Origin of the sequence: Paenibacillus sp. FSL R7-0026 (genome assembly GCF_038004485.1) — a bacterium.
GTDB classification, from domain to species: domain Bacteria; phylum Bacillota; class Bacilli; order Paenibacillales; family Paenibacillaceae; genus Paenibacillus; species Paenibacillus xylanexedens_A.
Map to the genome: position 1 here is coordinate 4,741,583 of NZ_JBBORG010000001.1, position 15,995 is coordinate 4,757,577.

Below are 15,995 nucleotides of genomic sequence, written 5' to 3' on the forward strand. Positions count from 1 at the left end.
ATGCCGTTATTTCTCCCAAAGCTCGACCAGTCGACCTTCAGGAACTTCATTCAAAATAAACTTTCCAAATTCACTAATCTCTTTTTTCTTTGCAAGAAGTACACTAATCTGTTCAAGATGCTTCATAGTCTCGTTTAGATTATGTACTTGGAAATTTAACATCACTTGTTGTTCTGTTGGAAAATAACTGTCATTCTCGATAAAGACTGTACCTTTTTTTATAACTTCAAGATTCTTAGTTCTCCAAAATACTCCTAACCTTTATCATCGTATCTAAGTCCTGTTTATCATCAAATTTTTAGCTATCCGATTACATTAAATATTCGAGGTTTAAATTAAAATACCTTTTTCAACTATTCTGCCCGTTAGTTGAACAAAAGCAGCCGATCACGTTGGTCAGATGCTTTGTTGGATTTATTGAGCTATCGTTTCCCGTTAGTGTAACGTTCTGTACTTCTACCTATGATACGGATCACCGTAATGAATCAAAACATAAAGTATCTTTTAATCACAAGATATACATATCAACATAAACAAAATCCCACTCCATGGCCGAGTGGGATTTTGAATAGAACTTCTCTTTTGTGGAACTATCGTTCCGCTAAATCAAGGAAGAGTAGTATTTCTAACATACTTCATTCCAACTCTAAAATTGATTCGCCACTAATTATCGTACCATTATTCTTACCCTCACAGATTTCTTTCATCGAACCTGGTTTATCGAAGTTAAACACATGCATTGGCAAATTGTAGTCTCTTGCCAAAATGAAAGCTGATTGGTCCATTACCTTTAAGTTGTGTTCTAAAACGTCGTTGTAATGAAGCGAACGAAATTTCTTTGCATTTTTATCAAATTTAGGGTCTGCATTAAGAACACCATCAACACCTTGCTTTGCAACTAATAAAGCGTCACAATTAACCTCGATGGCTCTTTGTACTGAAGGATAGTCTGTTGTAACGTAAGGTTGACCGTTCCCTCCTGCAAAAATTACAACATAACCTTTTTCTAGGTGGTGAATTGCTTTTAGACGGATGTATGGTTCTGCAACTGAAGTAATAGGTATAGCGGTCATTACCCGTACTTCCTTTTTGGTCTTGGCTTTAAGAACTCCACGAAGCATTAAACTATTTACTACAGTCGCAAGTGTTCCAATGTTGTCAGCTTCTGCCCTCTCTATCCCCCAGCTTTCCGCCATATTACCTCGAAAAATATTACCCCCACCAATAACTAATGATACTTCAACTCCTAAGTTTACTATTGACATAATTTCATCAGCGATTTGGTCCAATCTTTCCGGCTCAAAACCAAATTCAGAGTTTCCGGCTACTGCTCCGCCACTTAGCTTAACGAGAACTCTTTTATACCTTGACAATTAATACACCCCCATAAAATAAAAACACTAAAGCAATAAATGCTTTAGTGTCCTAATGGAATGGAAATATGAAATTACACAAGCCGACTGAATATAAGTCTTACTTTTCCACCTCATACCCCCACCCCTTCCATGTTTTTCCGTTAAGTAATTTTACATTACGTGAGGCTAAATTGCAATTACCATCAATATTAAATCTGCAAGCAATTTCAAAAAGTTATAGAATGATTTACGATGAGCCGTATCAAAGAGCTACCTTGCCACTATCCTGCCCGTTAGCTTAACTGAAAACAGCCGGCTATTTAGCCGGCTGTCTGCTTGAGTATCATTCTGAGTTCTGTGCCTTATTTATCTTATAGATTTTGATCTCCCCCGTTTTACGGCAAAATGGCAAAAGACCGGACTGGAAAACCAGAAGCTTTCTCCGCTTTGGGTACAATATTGAAAATAACAGCGCCCTTGGCCGGCACCTGATCCAGGTTTGTTAACAGCTCAACTTGATATGTATCCTGGGCGAGTACATAATATTCTGCCAGAAGTGCTCCATTCTTCTGATAATCCACGGCCGAATCCGTGTCGAAGGTTTCATGTCCAATGGCTTGTACTTTTCTCTCCTCAAATAAAAACATGAGCGCACTAACGGACCATCCAGGCGCATGACTGTTGCCCTCCGCATCCTTGTTATCAAATGCTTCATGGTTAGGCCAGCGTTTGCTCCAATCGGTACGTAAGGCTACGAAACTTCCCGCTTCAATCACGCCATGCTCTCTTTCAAATGCAAGAATATGCTCCACATCCAGTGTGAAATCCGGATTGTTCTCTACTTCGGCGGACTGGTCAATGACCACAAGCGGGAGCACAAGCTCTTTCAAGCCCAGCTCATCCAGATACCGGGTATCCCGAACGAAGTGGATCGGCGCATCAAGATGTGTCCCGTATTGACCCGGGAACTTGAAGCTCTGGGCAAAGAAACCTTGATCGTGATCAAACAGTGTATCGAATTGTGCTGCCTCAAAAGCTGAAAAATGTGGAGAGTCCGGTCCAAACGTATGGGTCAGATCCACCCATTTCTTTTCTTTTAACAATTGAATGGCTTGAATGAGTTCGTTGGACATCCTTATCACCTCATGCACAAAATGGAATAAATTTCTCCTATTATATCTTATTCCACTGCAATTGGGGAGCAGTCCCTATATTGGTTCTTAGGGCTGCTAATTTTCAAATTTAAAAACTTCACTGACCGTAGTTGTCAGTGAAGTTTATTTATAATACAAGAGTAATCCATTCAATCATGAAAACAAAAGGAGCATGTATGATGCAAACGAAGAACGTATATCTATATGTATTTGATACGATGGCAGACTGGGAGGTAGGATATCTAACTGCTGAATTGAACTCGGGAAGGTATTTCAGGAAAGAGATCAAGCCTTTACAGGTCATAACCGTAGGCGTGGATAAACATCCGGTAACTACCATGGGAGGAGTGAACATCCTTCCTCATATTTCTATTGATGAATGTACATTGAAAGGTGACGACCTCATCATTCTGCCAGGAGGAAACACCTGGATGGACACCATCCATGATCCCCTATTGAAAAAAGTTGCTGCCTCTATAGAAGAGGGTACGGTTATTGCGGCGATTTGCGGTGCGACAGTTGCACTTGCAAAAATAGGGATACTGGATTCCAGACAGCATACAAGCAATGATTTAGAATACCTGAAGATGATATGCCCAGATTATACTGGAGAAACCTATTATGTAACGGAGCCTGCAGTAACCGATGGAAATCTAGTTACTGCATCTGGAATAGCTCCGTTAGAATTTACAATGCATGTGTTGAAGCTGTTGAATGTCTATACACCAGAAACCTTACAGGCCTGGTACAATCTATATCAGACTCATGAGTCCAAATACTTCTACGAGTTAATGAATTCTATTGCACCTGAATAACCAGTTTCCCGCGGGTATGATGGGTTTCACTCTTCTCATGTGCTTCCCTTACTCCCTGTTGAGTTAGCGGGTACGTTCCATCAATAACCGATTTGAGCTTGCCTTCCGCAGCCAGTTCAGCCAACTGATCCAGTTGATCCCCTTTGGGCTCCATCATGAAGACATTGGCCGTTACTCCAGCTTCCTTGGCAAGTTTCTCATCCGGTTGTTCCACCAAGGATACCAGATGCCCGCCGGACTTCAACACCTTGAAGCTGTCGCGCTGAATATCACCGCCCATGGTGTCCAGCACAACATCATAACCGGAGAGAATCTCCGAGAAATCTTCTTTTTTATAATTGATAAAATGATCCACACCCAACGAACGAAGCAACGCTTCGTTTGATTCACTCGCCGTGGAAGCCACTTCAGCGCCGAGGGACTTGGCAATCTGAATGGCATACGTTCCCACACCACCTGCACCAGCATGAATAAGTACCTTCTGTCCTTTGCCTAAATGTCCGTGATCCACAAGTGCCTGCCATGCCGTCATCGCCGCTAGCGGGATCGCTGCTGCTTCCTCGAAACTCAGTTGCTCCGGTATACGGGCAATAATATCCGCATCAACAGCAACATATTCTGCATAGGTTCCGAATTGACGCGGACGCGCAAATACCCGATCACCTTCTCTGAACCTCGTGACATTTGAACCTGCTTCAGCCACAATACCGGCAACATCGCCGCCCAGAATTAACGGAAAATTCTCCGCTGCTTCTTTCATATCACCTTGTCTGATTTTGAAGTCTACCGGATTCACCGACGTGGCATACGTTTGGATTAATACCTGATTCACTCCACATGTTGGCTTGGCTACTTCCTGTTCCTTCAATTGTTCCGCTCCACCAAATTCCTCAATCACAATTGCTTTCATTAGAAATCCCAGCCTTTCCATTGATTATCGTTATACTCTCTCTCCCTTCATTACCCTTTCCCAGCGATCACTTGACCTATTCATTCAAAATTGACAGCAATCTGGGATTCACAAGCCCGTTCAACAATCGTGATATAATATCGATTATCGATTACGTTAAATCTTAACCCAATAACTGAACAAGCGAGGTAACACGATGGAAGTAGAAGTAAGTACATTACATGCATTTTCGGACAAGGCTCATGGCGGAAACCCCGCAGGTGTTGTTTTACAAGCAGCGCATTTGTCTGAAACCCAGATGCAGGAGATTGCCAGACAAGTCGGTTTTTCAGAGACTGCGTTTGTCATGCCGTCGGATCAGGCTGATTTCAAAGTGCGTTATTTCACCCCAAGTGATGAAGTTGATCTATGTGGACATGCCACAATTGCTTTATTTTATCTAATGAAGACACAACATCTCGTTGATGTTGGTACATATACACTGGAGACACTGGCCGGAATTCTTAAAGTCGTTATCGAAGTCAATGGAGAAGTCTATCTGTCACAGACGTTGCCGGAGTTTGGGGAGATCGTGGACCGTCAGCAGATTGCTGACTCATTACGCATTTCTATGGAGGATTTACATTCCGAACTACCTGTACAGATTGTGTCTACCGGGTTACCCGATATCATGATAGCTGTTAGAGATGCTGATGTTCTGACCAAAATCGACCCTGACTTCCAGCGTATCACTGAAATATGCAAGGCTCATCATGCCGTAGGTTATCATGTGTTTACACTCGAATCAGATGCTGAGGACGTCCTGGCAGAATGCCGTAATTTTGCACCGCTTTATGATATACCGGAAGAGAGCGCGACGGGCACATCCAATGGTGCAATGCTCTGTTATTTATCCCAGTACAACCAGCTTACAGATCCTCATCTTCACACTTACACGATCAGACAAGGGTATACCATGAACCGCCCCTCTGAGATCCGAGCCAGATTATCTTTGGACAGCTCTAATGAAATCACACAGATCCAGGTTGGCGGTAGCGCAGTTCATATCAAAAACATTCAAATACACCTCCCTTAATGGGAGGTGTATTCCGTACTTAGGATATGTAAACTATCTTATGCGAAGCAGTGTAGTAGCCTGTGGTCATCATTGAATTTGTTGTAAAAATCGTAGTACCGCTACCTCCAACTGGTTCAGTCCTGGCTGCTCTATAGGAAAATGGCCTGCCCCTTCCAAGATCACACATTCCTTGTCCACCATCAGACGATCAAAAAAAGATTGGCTGAACCTGATCGGTGTCATGGGGTCCAGTTCAGGGTGAACCAACAGGACCGGACACTGATTGAACTGTTCCGGGCTTACCTCCGGTTTTTTATTAAGGAATGTTCTTAATAATTCCAACGGAATACGTGTAGCTGCCGCTTGTGGATCATTCATAATAAGCCGGGTTAAGTCCTTGTTATTAGTAATCAGTTGCATTCGGGATACCTGTTTGACCGAAATACGTACATGATCCAGCAGACCTGGGAACAGATCCATCATACGTTTTCCCGCCCGACTCACCAGACGATTCGGCGCAAGTTGGTCACGCATTTTCGGATTACTCGTGTCTACAAATGTAGTTGCGATCAAACCCTTAACACGCTTGCTGCGTGCACTGGTGTGATAGGCAAGCATACCTCCGATGCTACTTCCCAATACAACGATTGGCTTGCCGTCATTCTTGTATTCCCGTTCGATGAGTGAAACAAGTAGCTCTATCCAAAGTTCGTAGTTAATACGTGTACCAGACATTGCGTAACTTAACCCATACGGCGGAAGATCTGGCGATACCACCTCGTATCCATGTCGCTGCAACATGCGGGCATACGGAGCGAGCAACCTGCCATTGCCCCCCGCACCATGAATGAACAGAATTTTGATTGAAGACTCCGGCGCAGGCAAGCGATCGATATGCAGATGAACCCCATTTGACTCCCACCATTCTTCCTCAGGAGCTGTATGCTCCCCTAACCTCACTTCTTCCGGGAAAACGGCCTGATACTGTTTCCAATAGGGATGTGTTGTCTGATATGAAGGCAAACTTTTTTTCATACGGTACATTCTCCTCTTTTCGTATACAAAAAAAGCCGTACAGTGTACGACTTTTCGTTAAGAATACGTCTATGACCATACTTCTTTTTATAACACCTTCGTATATCTGTCAATCGGGAAACTGTACATTGCCCGGTACAATATATGCACCACCTGACCCATCATTAGGCAGAGCCGGGATCGTGTCATTTAATACCTGACCGCGAATATCGGTAATACGAACGTTTAGTTTTTCTTTGCCCAGTCCAGTTCCGAGGAAATGATTATAGTCTTGCTTTTCAAGATTGAGCCACGTGCCATCCTTCTGTTTCACTTCGAACTTCAGCACCGGATATTTGTGATTACGAACCTGAATGGCTGCCCACCACTGACTGCTGCCTTCCTTGATCCGATAGGAGACGTTGCCTTGAATTGGAGCTTTGACCACTTTCCAGCTGATATTGATTTTGCCTGCCTTTGGGTCACCGATCAGGTTAAAGGCATTCGGTGAGAGATCCAGCGCTCCGCTGGCGCCCTCTGGATAGAGGTCTGTTACATAGACGGTTGTTTTGCCTTTAGGACCCTGCACCTCGAGATAGGCTCCCGCTAAAGCGGCTTTGACACCGTTATAATTGAGTTGGAACGGATTAAGTGCAGTAATCTTCATGTCCGCCGGGATGGGATCAAGCAACACTGCACCTCCCGAGTAACCTGAGCCTGTATACGTCGCGTAACCCTGATATGTATCGTTCCATGCAGCAGATGCAGGCAGAGCAAATAATACGAGACTGAGCAACATCCCTGTACCGGCCCATTTTAACCGTTGAAATCTACTTTTCTTGTTCATGAGCTATTCCTCCTCGTCATTCTACCTTCTGTTACATTGAAACATAAGTTGAACTAAAGAATATTTACACTTGCCACTCCGATGACAGAATAACCTTCCGATCACTGTTATCCCCAGATTTTTTGATTCAATTTTACAAAGGTGAAAATCTGTTGATAAAGGCGAAGTACATGCTTACGAAGTAGCTTTCTTCCAGAAAGCTTTTAGCTCCGCTTCTTCAGGCTTCTTCTGTCCTCTACGTTCTCGTGTAAATAATCCTTTCAACTGCTAGATTTGAATATAACATTATTTTACATAATAACTTTTTATTTTCAATCCCTCTCTATCAAATCACATCTATAGTCCTGCCTCTGGACTTCCACATTCACGACCACGCACAAGATATGGATACATACCATAATTTGGTGGAATGAGCATAATTACAAGCCGACATTGGGACGATTCCCAGTAATAAAAAAACGCCACACCCCGGAGTAATTCGCTCTCCAAATGGTGTGACGCCTATTAAACACTCCGATCAGAATACCCGGTCTGTCCAAGGACAGCCAGCGTTTGACTCAACCCGTTTCCCTTCGTTTCATCCGCTTCCTTAGTCGCTCATACGATGCGTAAATCCGCGGAGATTCTTTTGTCAGGATAGGCCCCAGCACAGCCAGAATTAACACATACAACACGGCAAACGATTGGATGGATGCCATCAGCCCTCCGGCCTTGCCGATGTTCGCCATGATAATCGAGAATTCGCCCCGCGAGACCAGGGTAAAGCCCACATTCAATGATGCTTTAGGGCTCATTCCAGCCAGTCTGCCAGCGATCATACCTGCACCATAGTTACTAGCAATCGTCAGAATAACGGCAATAATCGTCATCCCAACAGCTCCGCCAAGTGAAGCCGGCTCGATGGTCAGGCCAAAACTGAAGAAGAAAATTGCACCAAAAAAATCTTTGAAAGGCATGATCTGATGTTCAATCCGACTCACATGTCTTGATTCGCCCAACACAAGCCCCATCATCAATGCTCCAATGGCTTCTGCTACATGCAGTGTCTCTGAGAAACCAGCCACCAGGAAGAGCAGTGTCATGACGGTAAGCAGAAACAACTCTGATGACTTGATATTCAGTGCCTTATCAATATATTTGATGCTTTTCCTGCCAATAATCAGGAACAGCACAATAAACAGCAGGGCAGACAGCGATACTAACAGAACACTTAAGAATGAAGTTGCCCCGCTGAGCACAAGCCCAGTCAGGATAGAGATGTGAATCGCGATGAACAAGTCATCAAACATGATCATGCCCATAATAATCTCTGTTTCAGGGTTTGCCGTGCGTTTCAGATCAACGAGCACTTTGGCTACAATCGCTGTAGAAGAGCTAGTCATGATCCCGCAGACAACAAGTGTCTCCTGAAGGGGCAGATCCATGAACCACCCCAACAGCAATCCAGAGACAAAATTCAGACCAACATAGAACATGCCCCCGGTCAGAATGGCTTTACCAGACTTTAATAAACGAGAGACCGAAAACTCCAGACCCAGATAAAATAGCAAAAACAAAATGCCAAGCCTGCCCATAAATTCAATAAAGGTCGAACTTTCGATAAAACGTAAATCCACTATGCCGATCTGTGGTGCATGTGGTCCAACAGCCATACCAATCAGGATATAGAAAGGAATGACCGAAAATCGTAATCGTGAAGATATCAGCCCAGTAAGTGTAATCAGCGCAACGGCAATTCCCACTTCGAATATGAGCATATCCATAGGCTAAGTCCGTCCATCAGTCAACAATTGTTTGAGATGTTTGATCTGATTCCGTTCACCGGCAACTACAATTGTAGCTCCAGCGGTAAAAGCATAATCCGGGCCTGGATTAAAATGCTTCTCCTTATCCTTGGTCACAACAGCGAGAATTACGGCGCCCGTGGCCTGACGGATATCCAGTTCACCAATCGTCATGCCTACGCTTGCGGCGTGAGGCTCAATTCGCAGCCATTCAATTAACAGCCCTTCAAGCATCACTTCACGCTCATCCTGAAACTTCGGTTTATAGGTCATACCACCAACGATGGCGGCTACCGCCCGGGCTTCATCATCGTCCAGGGTGACAAGAGATACCATATCACCCACCTCTTCAGGCGTATCCCCTGACTCCATATGGAACAAGTCACGTCGCTCGTCGTTATGAATCACAATGACCAAGTGCTCACCACTACGGGTATGCAGCCAGTATTTACGTCCAATCCCTGGTAAGTCCGTCTCTTTAAAGTGCATGATCTGCACCCCCTAGGGCCGGCTCATTCAAGGTTTCGCTCCTCAGCTCAATCCCCGTAATGCGTATTCTCATGGAACCTGATGGTGTATGAACAGACCTAATTTCCCCTACACTACCAAGCAGTAATTGACTGCCTACGGGAGAGAGGAAGGAAATACGGCCCTCATCCGGATCCGTATCTTCTGGCATGACAATCATGAACGAATCAGACGTATGAAAATCGATATATTCAAAATCAATATGACTACCGATCAATACCGCCGAGTCCAGATCTTCATCCGGGCCTAGGAGCAGTTTCTCCACAAACTCCTTATATGCCGACAATTGTTTTTCCAATTGTATCCGCTCTGGATCGCGCACGTCGAAATAGGCGTCGAGAAATGTTCTTTTCTCTTCACCGAATGTAAATAGCTGGCTCACCAGCTTCTCTCTGCAATTATGGCGGGAAGTCCTATGGTTCATAATAGATTTCACCCCCTATACAAGCCTTGTTCTCCATGTTGATTGGCATGTTTCTCTTCATCATCTTGTTTTCCTCCTTCTTTATTATAAAAAGACCCCGGGATACGAGACCTTCTTACCATCTTACCAAAACTAATATTTTAATCCAGTATATTCGTCTAACTTGCTTTTTTATTATCATTTGTGGTCATATCTTCCATTTAATAACTTAATTCTTCACATCATATGATAGATCCATAGAACATTTTAATTACTGCATAAAAAACATTTTATGAATTTTCATCTCGTATTTTTATTTGCTTTCCTGTATATTTAACTACAAACTTTTATTCAATTTATGCAAATAAGCATCTGAAGACTTTAACACAATAAAGGAGTGCATTGAAAAAGTGTCCACGATAACAAAAGAAACTACAGAGTCCGTTCAAGTTACTGCCGCAGAATATGTTCATTCCGTTTATGAGTCGGTTGTCGCCAGAAATCCGCATGAAGACGAGTTCCATCAAGCTGTCAAAGAAATTCTGGATTCCCTTATTCCTGTGATTGAAGCACATCCCAAATACAGGAACCATAGTCTGCTGGAACAGCTTGTTGAGCCGGAACGTGTAATCACATTCCGTGTCCCATGGGTAGATGATCAGGGCAAAGTTCAGGTTAACCGTGGATTCCGGGTGCAATTCAACAGTGCCATTGGCCCTTACAAAGGCGGACTTCGCTTCCACCCTTCTGTATACTCGGGCATCATCAAGTTCCTTGGCTTCGAACAGATTTTCAAAAATGCGTTGACCGGTCTGCCCATTGGCGGTGGTAAAGGCGGTTCTGACTTCGATCCCAAAGGAAAATCGGATCTGGAAGTTATGCGTTTCACGCAAAGCTTCATGACTGAGCTGTACAAATATATCGGTTCCGATACGGATGTACCGGCAGGTGACATTGGTGTAGGCGCACGGGAAATCGGTTACATGTTCGGCCAATACAAACGTATCCATGGCGGGCATGAGGCAGGCGTTTTGACAGGTAAAGGACTGCTGTACGGAGGAAGCTTGGCACGTAAGGAAGCGACTGGCTTCGGCTGTGTGTACTTCGTGAAGGAGATGCTGCAATCCAAGGGGCTCAGCTTCCAAGACAGCACAGTCGTTGTCTCTGGCTCTGGTAATGTGTCCATCTATGCCATTCAGAAGGCACAGGAGCTTGGAGCTACAGTCGTGGCGTGTAGTGACTCAGGTGGCTATATACACGATCCACAAGGCATCAACCTGGATACCGTGAAACGTCTGAAAGAGGTTGATCGTCTTCGCATTAGCGAATACATCAAAGAACACCCGCATGCTACATATACCGAAGGCTGTGAAGGCATTTGGTCTATCCCTTGTGATATTGCTCTTCCATGTGCGACGCAAAATGAGATCGATGAAGAAGCTGCGGCCCTTCTGGTCAAAGGTGGCGTGAAGGCCATTGGCGAAGGCGCAAATATGCCTTCCACCCTGGCTGCCATTGACGTCTTCCATGGCGCAGGCGTGCTGTTTGGTCCAGCCAAAGCGGCGAATGCTGGCGGTGTAGCCGTGTCTGCTCTTGAAATGTCACAGAACAGCATGCGGTTGTCCTGGTCATTTGAAGAAGTAGACGCCAAGCTGCATGACATCATGAAGAACATCTACAACAGCTGTGTAGAAGCCGCTGAAGAGTATGGCTGTGAAGGTAACCTCTTAGCCGGAGCGAATATCGCCGGTTTCCTTAAGGTAGCCGATTCCATGATCGCTCAAGGTGTAGTCTGATTTAAATACGTGATTCTCCACGATCAAAGGGCGTTCCCATCTAATTTGGGTAACTGCCCTTTTTTCCTTGTCTTCAATTGCTCTAATCGCAAGGCAATGGTAAAGTGGTACTGACGTAATTCCATCTATTTGTACTATTATAAGGAAGTGTTTACATTGTCTAACCGACCATTTGCCAGCACTGCGAATCCTCATCTTAGCGCAGACTGTGAGCAATGTTTTGGCCTGTGCTGTGTTGCCTTGCCCTATGGCAAGTCATCTGACTTTGCTTTTGATAAAGCCAGCGGCACACCCTGTTCCAATCTGCGCACGGACAATCGCTGCGGTATCCATACCCAGCTTCGGCAGAAAGGGTTCAAAGGCTGCACGGTATACGACTGTTTCGGAGCTGGACAGAAGCTGTCCCAAGTGACCTACGCGGGCAAAGATTGGCGTGATCATCCAGAGTCTGCAAAGGAGATGTTCGATTGTCTGCCTGCCTTGCGACAACTTCACGAGTTGCTCAGTTATATGAAGGAAATGATGATGAGACCGGAAACGTCATCCCTTCACTCAGCATTCGGTGAGTTATATGAGGAGATTGAGCGCTTGAGCAACCTGGAGCCTGCGGCCCTCCTCCGTCTGGACATCGCCGATTATCGCTCCACTGTGAATCAACTCTTGGTTCAGGCAAGTGAGATGGTACGCGCGAATGTTCCACCCACCGCTCATGGACAAGGAAAGTCGAAGAAGAGTAAAAAACGTACCGGAAGTGACTTTTTTGGTGCCAATTTAAAAGGGGCTGACCTGCGGGGCGCAAGCTTCCGAGGGGCTTTAATGATCGCAGCCGATCTCCGACATGCAGATATACGAAATGCCGATTGGATTGGCGCGGACTTGCGGGATACGGATCTGGGCGATGCAGACCTGAGAGGTGGCATCTTCCTCACGCAATCCCAGATTAATGCGGCCAAAGGTAATGTGAATACCAAGTTGCCGGATCATCTTAACATTCCCTCACACTGGGTGTAGGGTGCCATTTCCACAAGAGCACGAGCAGGGATACAAGCAAGATAGCACCTGCCAATTCATATGAATGTATGAATCGTATACAGCAACAGCAAAAAAACAGCTCGTCCTATACATCCAAGGACGAGCTGTTTGTTATAGTAATCACTGGAACGAATCAGAATTATAACAAGTCGCGGCGAAGATCTTCAGCCGATTTCGGAGACAAGTGACCGAGCGGAATATCAAATACCGTCTTCGCGCCCTTATGTCCTTCCACGCTCAAGCGTTGTGCGGCTCTTGCATACGCCACAAGTACGCTTGCTGTAAATTCAGGATTGCTGTCGAGTTTCAGACCAAATTCAATAATTTGCTTTTGCCCGGCACCTGTAACCCCACTGCGAATTACAAATCCACCATGAGGCATACCTTCATGCTCGGATTTCAATTCTTCTTCGCTAATGAACGTTACAGTTGTATCGTAATCTGCAAAGTAGTTAGGCATCGACACAATCGTTTCACGGATCTCATCCTGATTAGCACCATCTTCTGCTACCACATAACATTGACGCAGATGTTTCTCGCGTGTAGACAGCTCTGGTGTCTCCCCTGCACGAATACGGTTGATTACCTCTTCAACAGGTACAGTATACTGTACACCCGCCTTAACGCCTGGAACACGACGAATAGCATCCGAGTGGCCTTGGCTCACACCTTTGCCCCAGAACGTGTACTCTTTTCCTTCTGGCAGGATGGACTGTGCAAGCAGACGGTTCATGGAGAACAAGCCTGGGTCCCAACCTGTGGAAATGACACTTACGTGACCGCCTTGCTCTGCCGCAGCATTAACTTCTTTGTAGAATTCAGGAATCTTCGCATGTGTATCGAAGCTATCTACCGTATTGAACAACTTGGCGATGGCTGGTGTCTGCTCTGGAAGGTCGGTTGCAGAACCACCACAGAGGATCATAACATCAATCTTGCCTATGTATTGCTCCGCTGCAGAGATATGCTCAAAACGTACTTCTGTGCTTTCAGCGACCATCTGCTCCGGATTACGACGTGTAAACACAGCAATCAGTTCCAGATCCTCGTTCTGGGAAATGGCTTTCTCTACACCTTTACCCAAGTTACCGTAACCAACAATACCCACTCTAATCATGTTCAATCCTCTCCTGTCTTCTTCTATAGTTGTCTATTACTCTGTTTATAATGATATAACATACCATGTAACCTGTCAGGTTTCCAGTTCGAAATAAAAATACCTTGCAGCGGTGCAGCAATAATGCGGCTCCGTATGCAAGGTATTATGGCGTTCATTCGTTATTTTAGGAAGAAAGAAAGCAGGAAAGAAAAATAGCCCTTATCTTCTGCTTATGATTCTGTCCAGGTCAACGTCAGTTCAATGACGCCTTCCTGTCCCGCCAATGTTCCTCCAATCAAGGACCAGACATCCTGCGTCTCCGGATCGGTTCCCTGAATGATAATATTTTTGTCATCGATCGTCTGACCCGCATCCGTCAACTTTTTGGCGTTGAAATAATCTTTATACAGCTCAGATACGGTTTTCATATCTTGTTCAGTGGAGAAAATCACCATGGCTGATTGCTTGCCTTCATTCTCACCAGAATTGGCTAAACGAATCGTTGCATCTTCCGGTAATGGGAAATCACTTGGCAAGTTCTCTGGCAACTCATTGGTTCCAGCAGCGGCTTCCTCACTATTATCCGAGTCCGAGTCGGTTGGTGCAGTCGTACCCTCCGTTTCGGTCACTGCACTTGTTGTTGCTTCGCTTGCACCTTCATCAGTCGCTTGTTCACCAGTTCCAGAGGAAACTTCAGTATCCACCTTCTCAGTATCACTCGGTTCATCTGCCGCGCTGCTGCAAGCACTCAAGGCCACCATCATCGCCAGTGCCGCACAGGCTAATACATATTTCCTTCTCTTCACCATCCATTACCACTCCTTCCTCTTCGTTTTATGTGCTAATCACGTTCAAACGACTGGATTACAGGCACGGCATGAACGTTATTCTTAACCCATATCACAGATACAGATAATACACTTAAAGACAATAGACAACTGGCTACGAGAATGGACAAGAAGCGGGTGATCACTCTAAACTTTTTCATCCATCCCTCCTCCTCATCCTGTTCATCATGTGTTTGTGGGATCATGTTACTCATAGGTCACTGGACGGTGTCACTAATTTCATGATCTCGGCAGCGACAATATCCGGTCGACTGTTGTGGATACTGTGTGTCGCTTGTGGAACCGTCAGCTGTGTTCCGTGTCTTGACCATGAAGCAAAATTCACTTGGTCGGCCTGCCATGCATGACTGTCCTCATCCGACTCCTCCGAACCGGCTGTCAGGATCGTCAGGGGAAAGCCAAACTTCGTTTTGTTCTCAAGCACACACGCTGCATTTGTTCTGGAATTCCGAACCTCCTCCATGACATTGTCATTGTACGCATGTCTCAGCGTGGATATCGTGACGGCTTTTTTCATCGGTTCCGTTACCAGATTTGGGTCAATGACCAGAGATGCCATCATGCGATCCGATTGCAGCAATGTTCGTGCGAGGCCTGTTTTCACCAGAAAACGGGACCAATCCATCATCCATTCTGGTGTATTCAAGTCCGTACGACTGTAATACTCCGGGCTTCCTCCATCGATCATGACCATGCCAGCCACCTCATCAGGATACCTTTGCGCAAACCGCAGTGTCTCCAGCGCACCCAGGGAGTGACCAACCATGATGTAAGGTGGACGTTGACCGGATGTTCGCAGCAATTGGTGGATCTCTTCCGAGATGGTATCAACATCACGAGGGTCATCCGTATAGTCGCTGTATCCGTACCCAAACCGATCATATACCGCAATTTTCACCTGTGATTTCAACTTGTCATATAGCGGACTGAAATCCACATACGGATTAGGTGTACCCCAGCCTGAGGCAAACACCACGGTTACCTCTCCTTTGCCAGCGGTGTAGAGGTGCATGTTGCGACCACTCACTTCATAATACTTGCCTGGCGGGGGATAGGACTTCATATCCTGCGTGGATTGATACGCTTCATACGCTGTACCTGCCAGCAGCAAAAGTCCTGTGGCAAGCATGATGCCTCCCAGCACTTTTAACCCTCTCCGTAACCCCTTCTTCATCTTCTCTACCCCTTATCCCAAAGGTTCATCTATATATGTATGCTTCAATCGTACCCAAGAAATAGCCGGATTGAAACAATCCCGAGTCCAGTCCTTTCCCCAACCAAAGTCCAGTTTCCTTCCCCTACCAGTGACGCAAAAAAACTGCAAATCTCCCATTCAGGAAACTTGCAGTTCAT

Annotated in this window: 17 protein-coding genes; 4 read left to right on the plus strand and 13 right to left on the minus strand. The window is 45.3% G+C overall.

What is annotated here, in order from left to right:
* Positions 1–6: 6 nt before the first annotated feature.
* The 3 genes from MKY44_RS20850 to MKY44_RS20860 form a co-directional block, all read right to left on the minus strand.
* Entirely contained in the window at positions 7–222 is a 216-nt protein-coding gene (locus tag MKY44_RS20850; RefSeq protein WP_051447475.1) for a hypothetical protein, read from the minus strand.
* Positions 223–635: 413 nt separating this feature from the next.
* Positions 636–1,373 carry a UMP kinase gene (pyrH, locus tag MKY44_RS20855; protein WP_341008412.1) on the minus strand — a complete coding sequence of 246 codons (738 nt, stop codon included), beginning with the start codon at positions 1,371–1,373 and terminating at the stop codon, positions 636–638.
* Positions 1,374–1,750: 377 nt separating this feature from the next.
* Complete coding sequence (locus MKY44_RS20860; protein ID WP_341008413.1) at positions 1,751–2,488, minus strand: cyclase family protein; 738 nt, start codon at positions 2,486–2,488, stop codon at positions 1,751–1,753.
* 200 nt (positions 2,489–2,688) lie between these two features.
* On the opposite strand from MKY44_RS20860, the gene MKY44_RS20865 reads away from it, so the two are divergent.
* Complete coding sequence (locus tag MKY44_RS20865; protein ID WP_341009910.1) at positions 2,689–3,324, plus strand: type 1 glutamine amidotransferase family protein; 636 nt, start codon at positions 2,689–2,691, stop codon at positions 3,322–3,324.
* Here MKY44_RS20865 and MKY44_RS20870 read toward each other — a convergent pair.
* On the minus strand, positions 3,308–4,234 hold the full coding sequence (locus tag MKY44_RS20870) for an NADP-dependent oxidoreductase (RefSeq protein WP_341008415.1): 927 nt from the start codon (positions 4,232–4,234) through the stop codon (positions 3,308–3,310). The genes MKY44_RS20865 and MKY44_RS20870 overlap by 17 nt on opposite strands.
* A 196-nt stretch (positions 4,235–4,430) precedes the next feature.
* On the opposite strand from MKY44_RS20870, the gene MKY44_RS20875 reads away from it, so the two are divergent.
* Entirely contained in the window at positions 4,431–5,309 is an 879-nt protein-coding gene (locus MKY44_RS20875) for a PhzF family phenazine biosynthesis protein (protein ID WP_341008416.1), read from the plus strand.
* A 69-nt stretch (positions 5,310–5,378) separates the two neighbouring features.
* On the opposite strand, the gene MKY44_RS20880 is transcribed toward MKY44_RS20875, so the two are convergent.
* The 5 genes from MKY44_RS20880 to MKY44_RS20900 all read right to left on the minus strand — a co-directional run bounded on the left by MKY44_RS20880 (position 5,379) and on the right by MKY44_RS20900 (position 9,888).
* Positions 5,379–6,326, minus strand: coding sequence for an alpha/beta hydrolase (locus tag MKY44_RS20880; protein WP_341008417.1), 948 nt, complete (start codon positions 6,324–6,326; stop codon positions 5,379–5,381).
* A gap of 109 nt (positions 6,327–6,435) precedes the next feature.
* Positions 6,436–7,152 carry an expansin EXLX1 family cellulose-binding protein gene (locus MKY44_RS20885; protein WP_017687038.1) on the minus strand — a complete coding sequence of 239 codons (717 nt, stop codon included), beginning with the start codon at positions 7,150–7,152 and terminating at the stop codon, positions 6,436–6,438.
* 557 nt (positions 7,153–7,709) lie between these two features.
* Positions 7,710–8,915 carry a cation:proton antiporter gene (locus tag MKY44_RS20890; RefSeq protein ID WP_076216431.1) on the minus strand — a complete coding sequence of 402 codons (1,206 nt, stop codon included), beginning with the start codon at positions 8,913–8,915 and terminating at the stop codon, positions 7,710–7,712.
* Positions 8,916–8,918: 3 nt separating this feature from the next.
* Positions 8,919–9,425 (minus strand): cation:proton antiporter regulatory subunit, encoded by a 507-nt coding sequence (locus MKY44_RS20895; protein WP_036617317.1) that lies wholly within the window; start codon positions 9,423–9,425, stop codon positions 8,919–8,921.
* Positions 9,415–9,888 (minus strand): GreA/GreB family elongation factor, encoded by a 474-nt coding sequence (locus MKY44_RS20900; protein ID WP_341008418.1) that lies wholly within the window; start codon positions 9,886–9,888, stop codon positions 9,415–9,417. The genes MKY44_RS20895 and MKY44_RS20900 overlap by 11 nt, the downstream gene beginning before the upstream one ends.
* Before the next feature lie 389 nt (positions 9,889–10,277).
* Between MKY44_RS20900 and gdhA the strand changes: the two genes are divergently transcribed.
* The gene (gdhA, locus tag MKY44_RS20905) at positions 10,278–11,663 is read left to right on the plus strand and encodes an NADP-specific glutamate dehydrogenase (protein WP_341008419.1); all 1,386 of its coding nucleotides are present in this window, start codon (positions 10,278–10,280) and stop codon (positions 11,661–11,663) included.
* 156 nt (positions 11,664–11,819) lie between these two features.
* Positions 11,820–12,674, plus strand: a complete 855-nt coding sequence (locus MKY44_RS20910; protein WP_341008420.1) for a pentapeptide repeat-containing protein — start codon at positions 11,820–11,822, stop codon at positions 12,672–12,674.
* A gap of 160 nt (positions 12,675–12,834) precedes the next feature.
* Here the strand turns inward: MKY44_RS20910 and MKY44_RS20915 are convergent, their stop codons facing one another.
* The 4 genes from MKY44_RS20915 to MKY44_RS20930 all read right to left on the minus strand — a co-directional run bounded on the left by MKY44_RS20915 (position 12,835) and on the right by MKY44_RS20930 (position 15,816).
* Positions 12,835–13,812 carry a diaminopimelate dehydrogenase gene (locus MKY44_RS20915; RefSeq protein WP_372238418.1) on the minus strand — a complete coding sequence of 326 codons (978 nt, stop codon included), beginning with the start codon at positions 13,810–13,812 and terminating at the stop codon, positions 12,835–12,837.
* 212 nt (positions 13,813–14,024) lie between these two features.
* Positions 14,025–14,603 carry a hypothetical protein gene (locus MKY44_RS20920; RefSeq protein ID WP_341008421.1) on the minus strand — a complete coding sequence of 193 codons (579 nt, stop codon included), beginning with the start codon at positions 14,601–14,603 and terminating at the stop codon, positions 14,025–14,027.
* Between the two features lie 32 nt (positions 14,604–14,635).
* Positions 14,636–14,782 carry a hypothetical protein gene (locus MKY44_RS20925; RefSeq protein ID WP_165980244.1) on the minus strand — a complete coding sequence of 49 codons (147 nt, stop codon included), beginning with the start codon at positions 14,780–14,782 and terminating at the stop codon, positions 14,636–14,638.
* Positions 14,783–14,832: 50 nt separating this feature from the next.
* Positions 14,833–15,816 (minus strand): alpha/beta hydrolase, encoded by a 984-nt coding sequence (locus MKY44_RS20930; RefSeq protein ID WP_341008422.1) that lies wholly within the window; start codon positions 15,814–15,816, stop codon positions 14,833–14,835.
* Between the last annotated feature and the right edge of the window lie 179 nt (positions 15,817–15,995).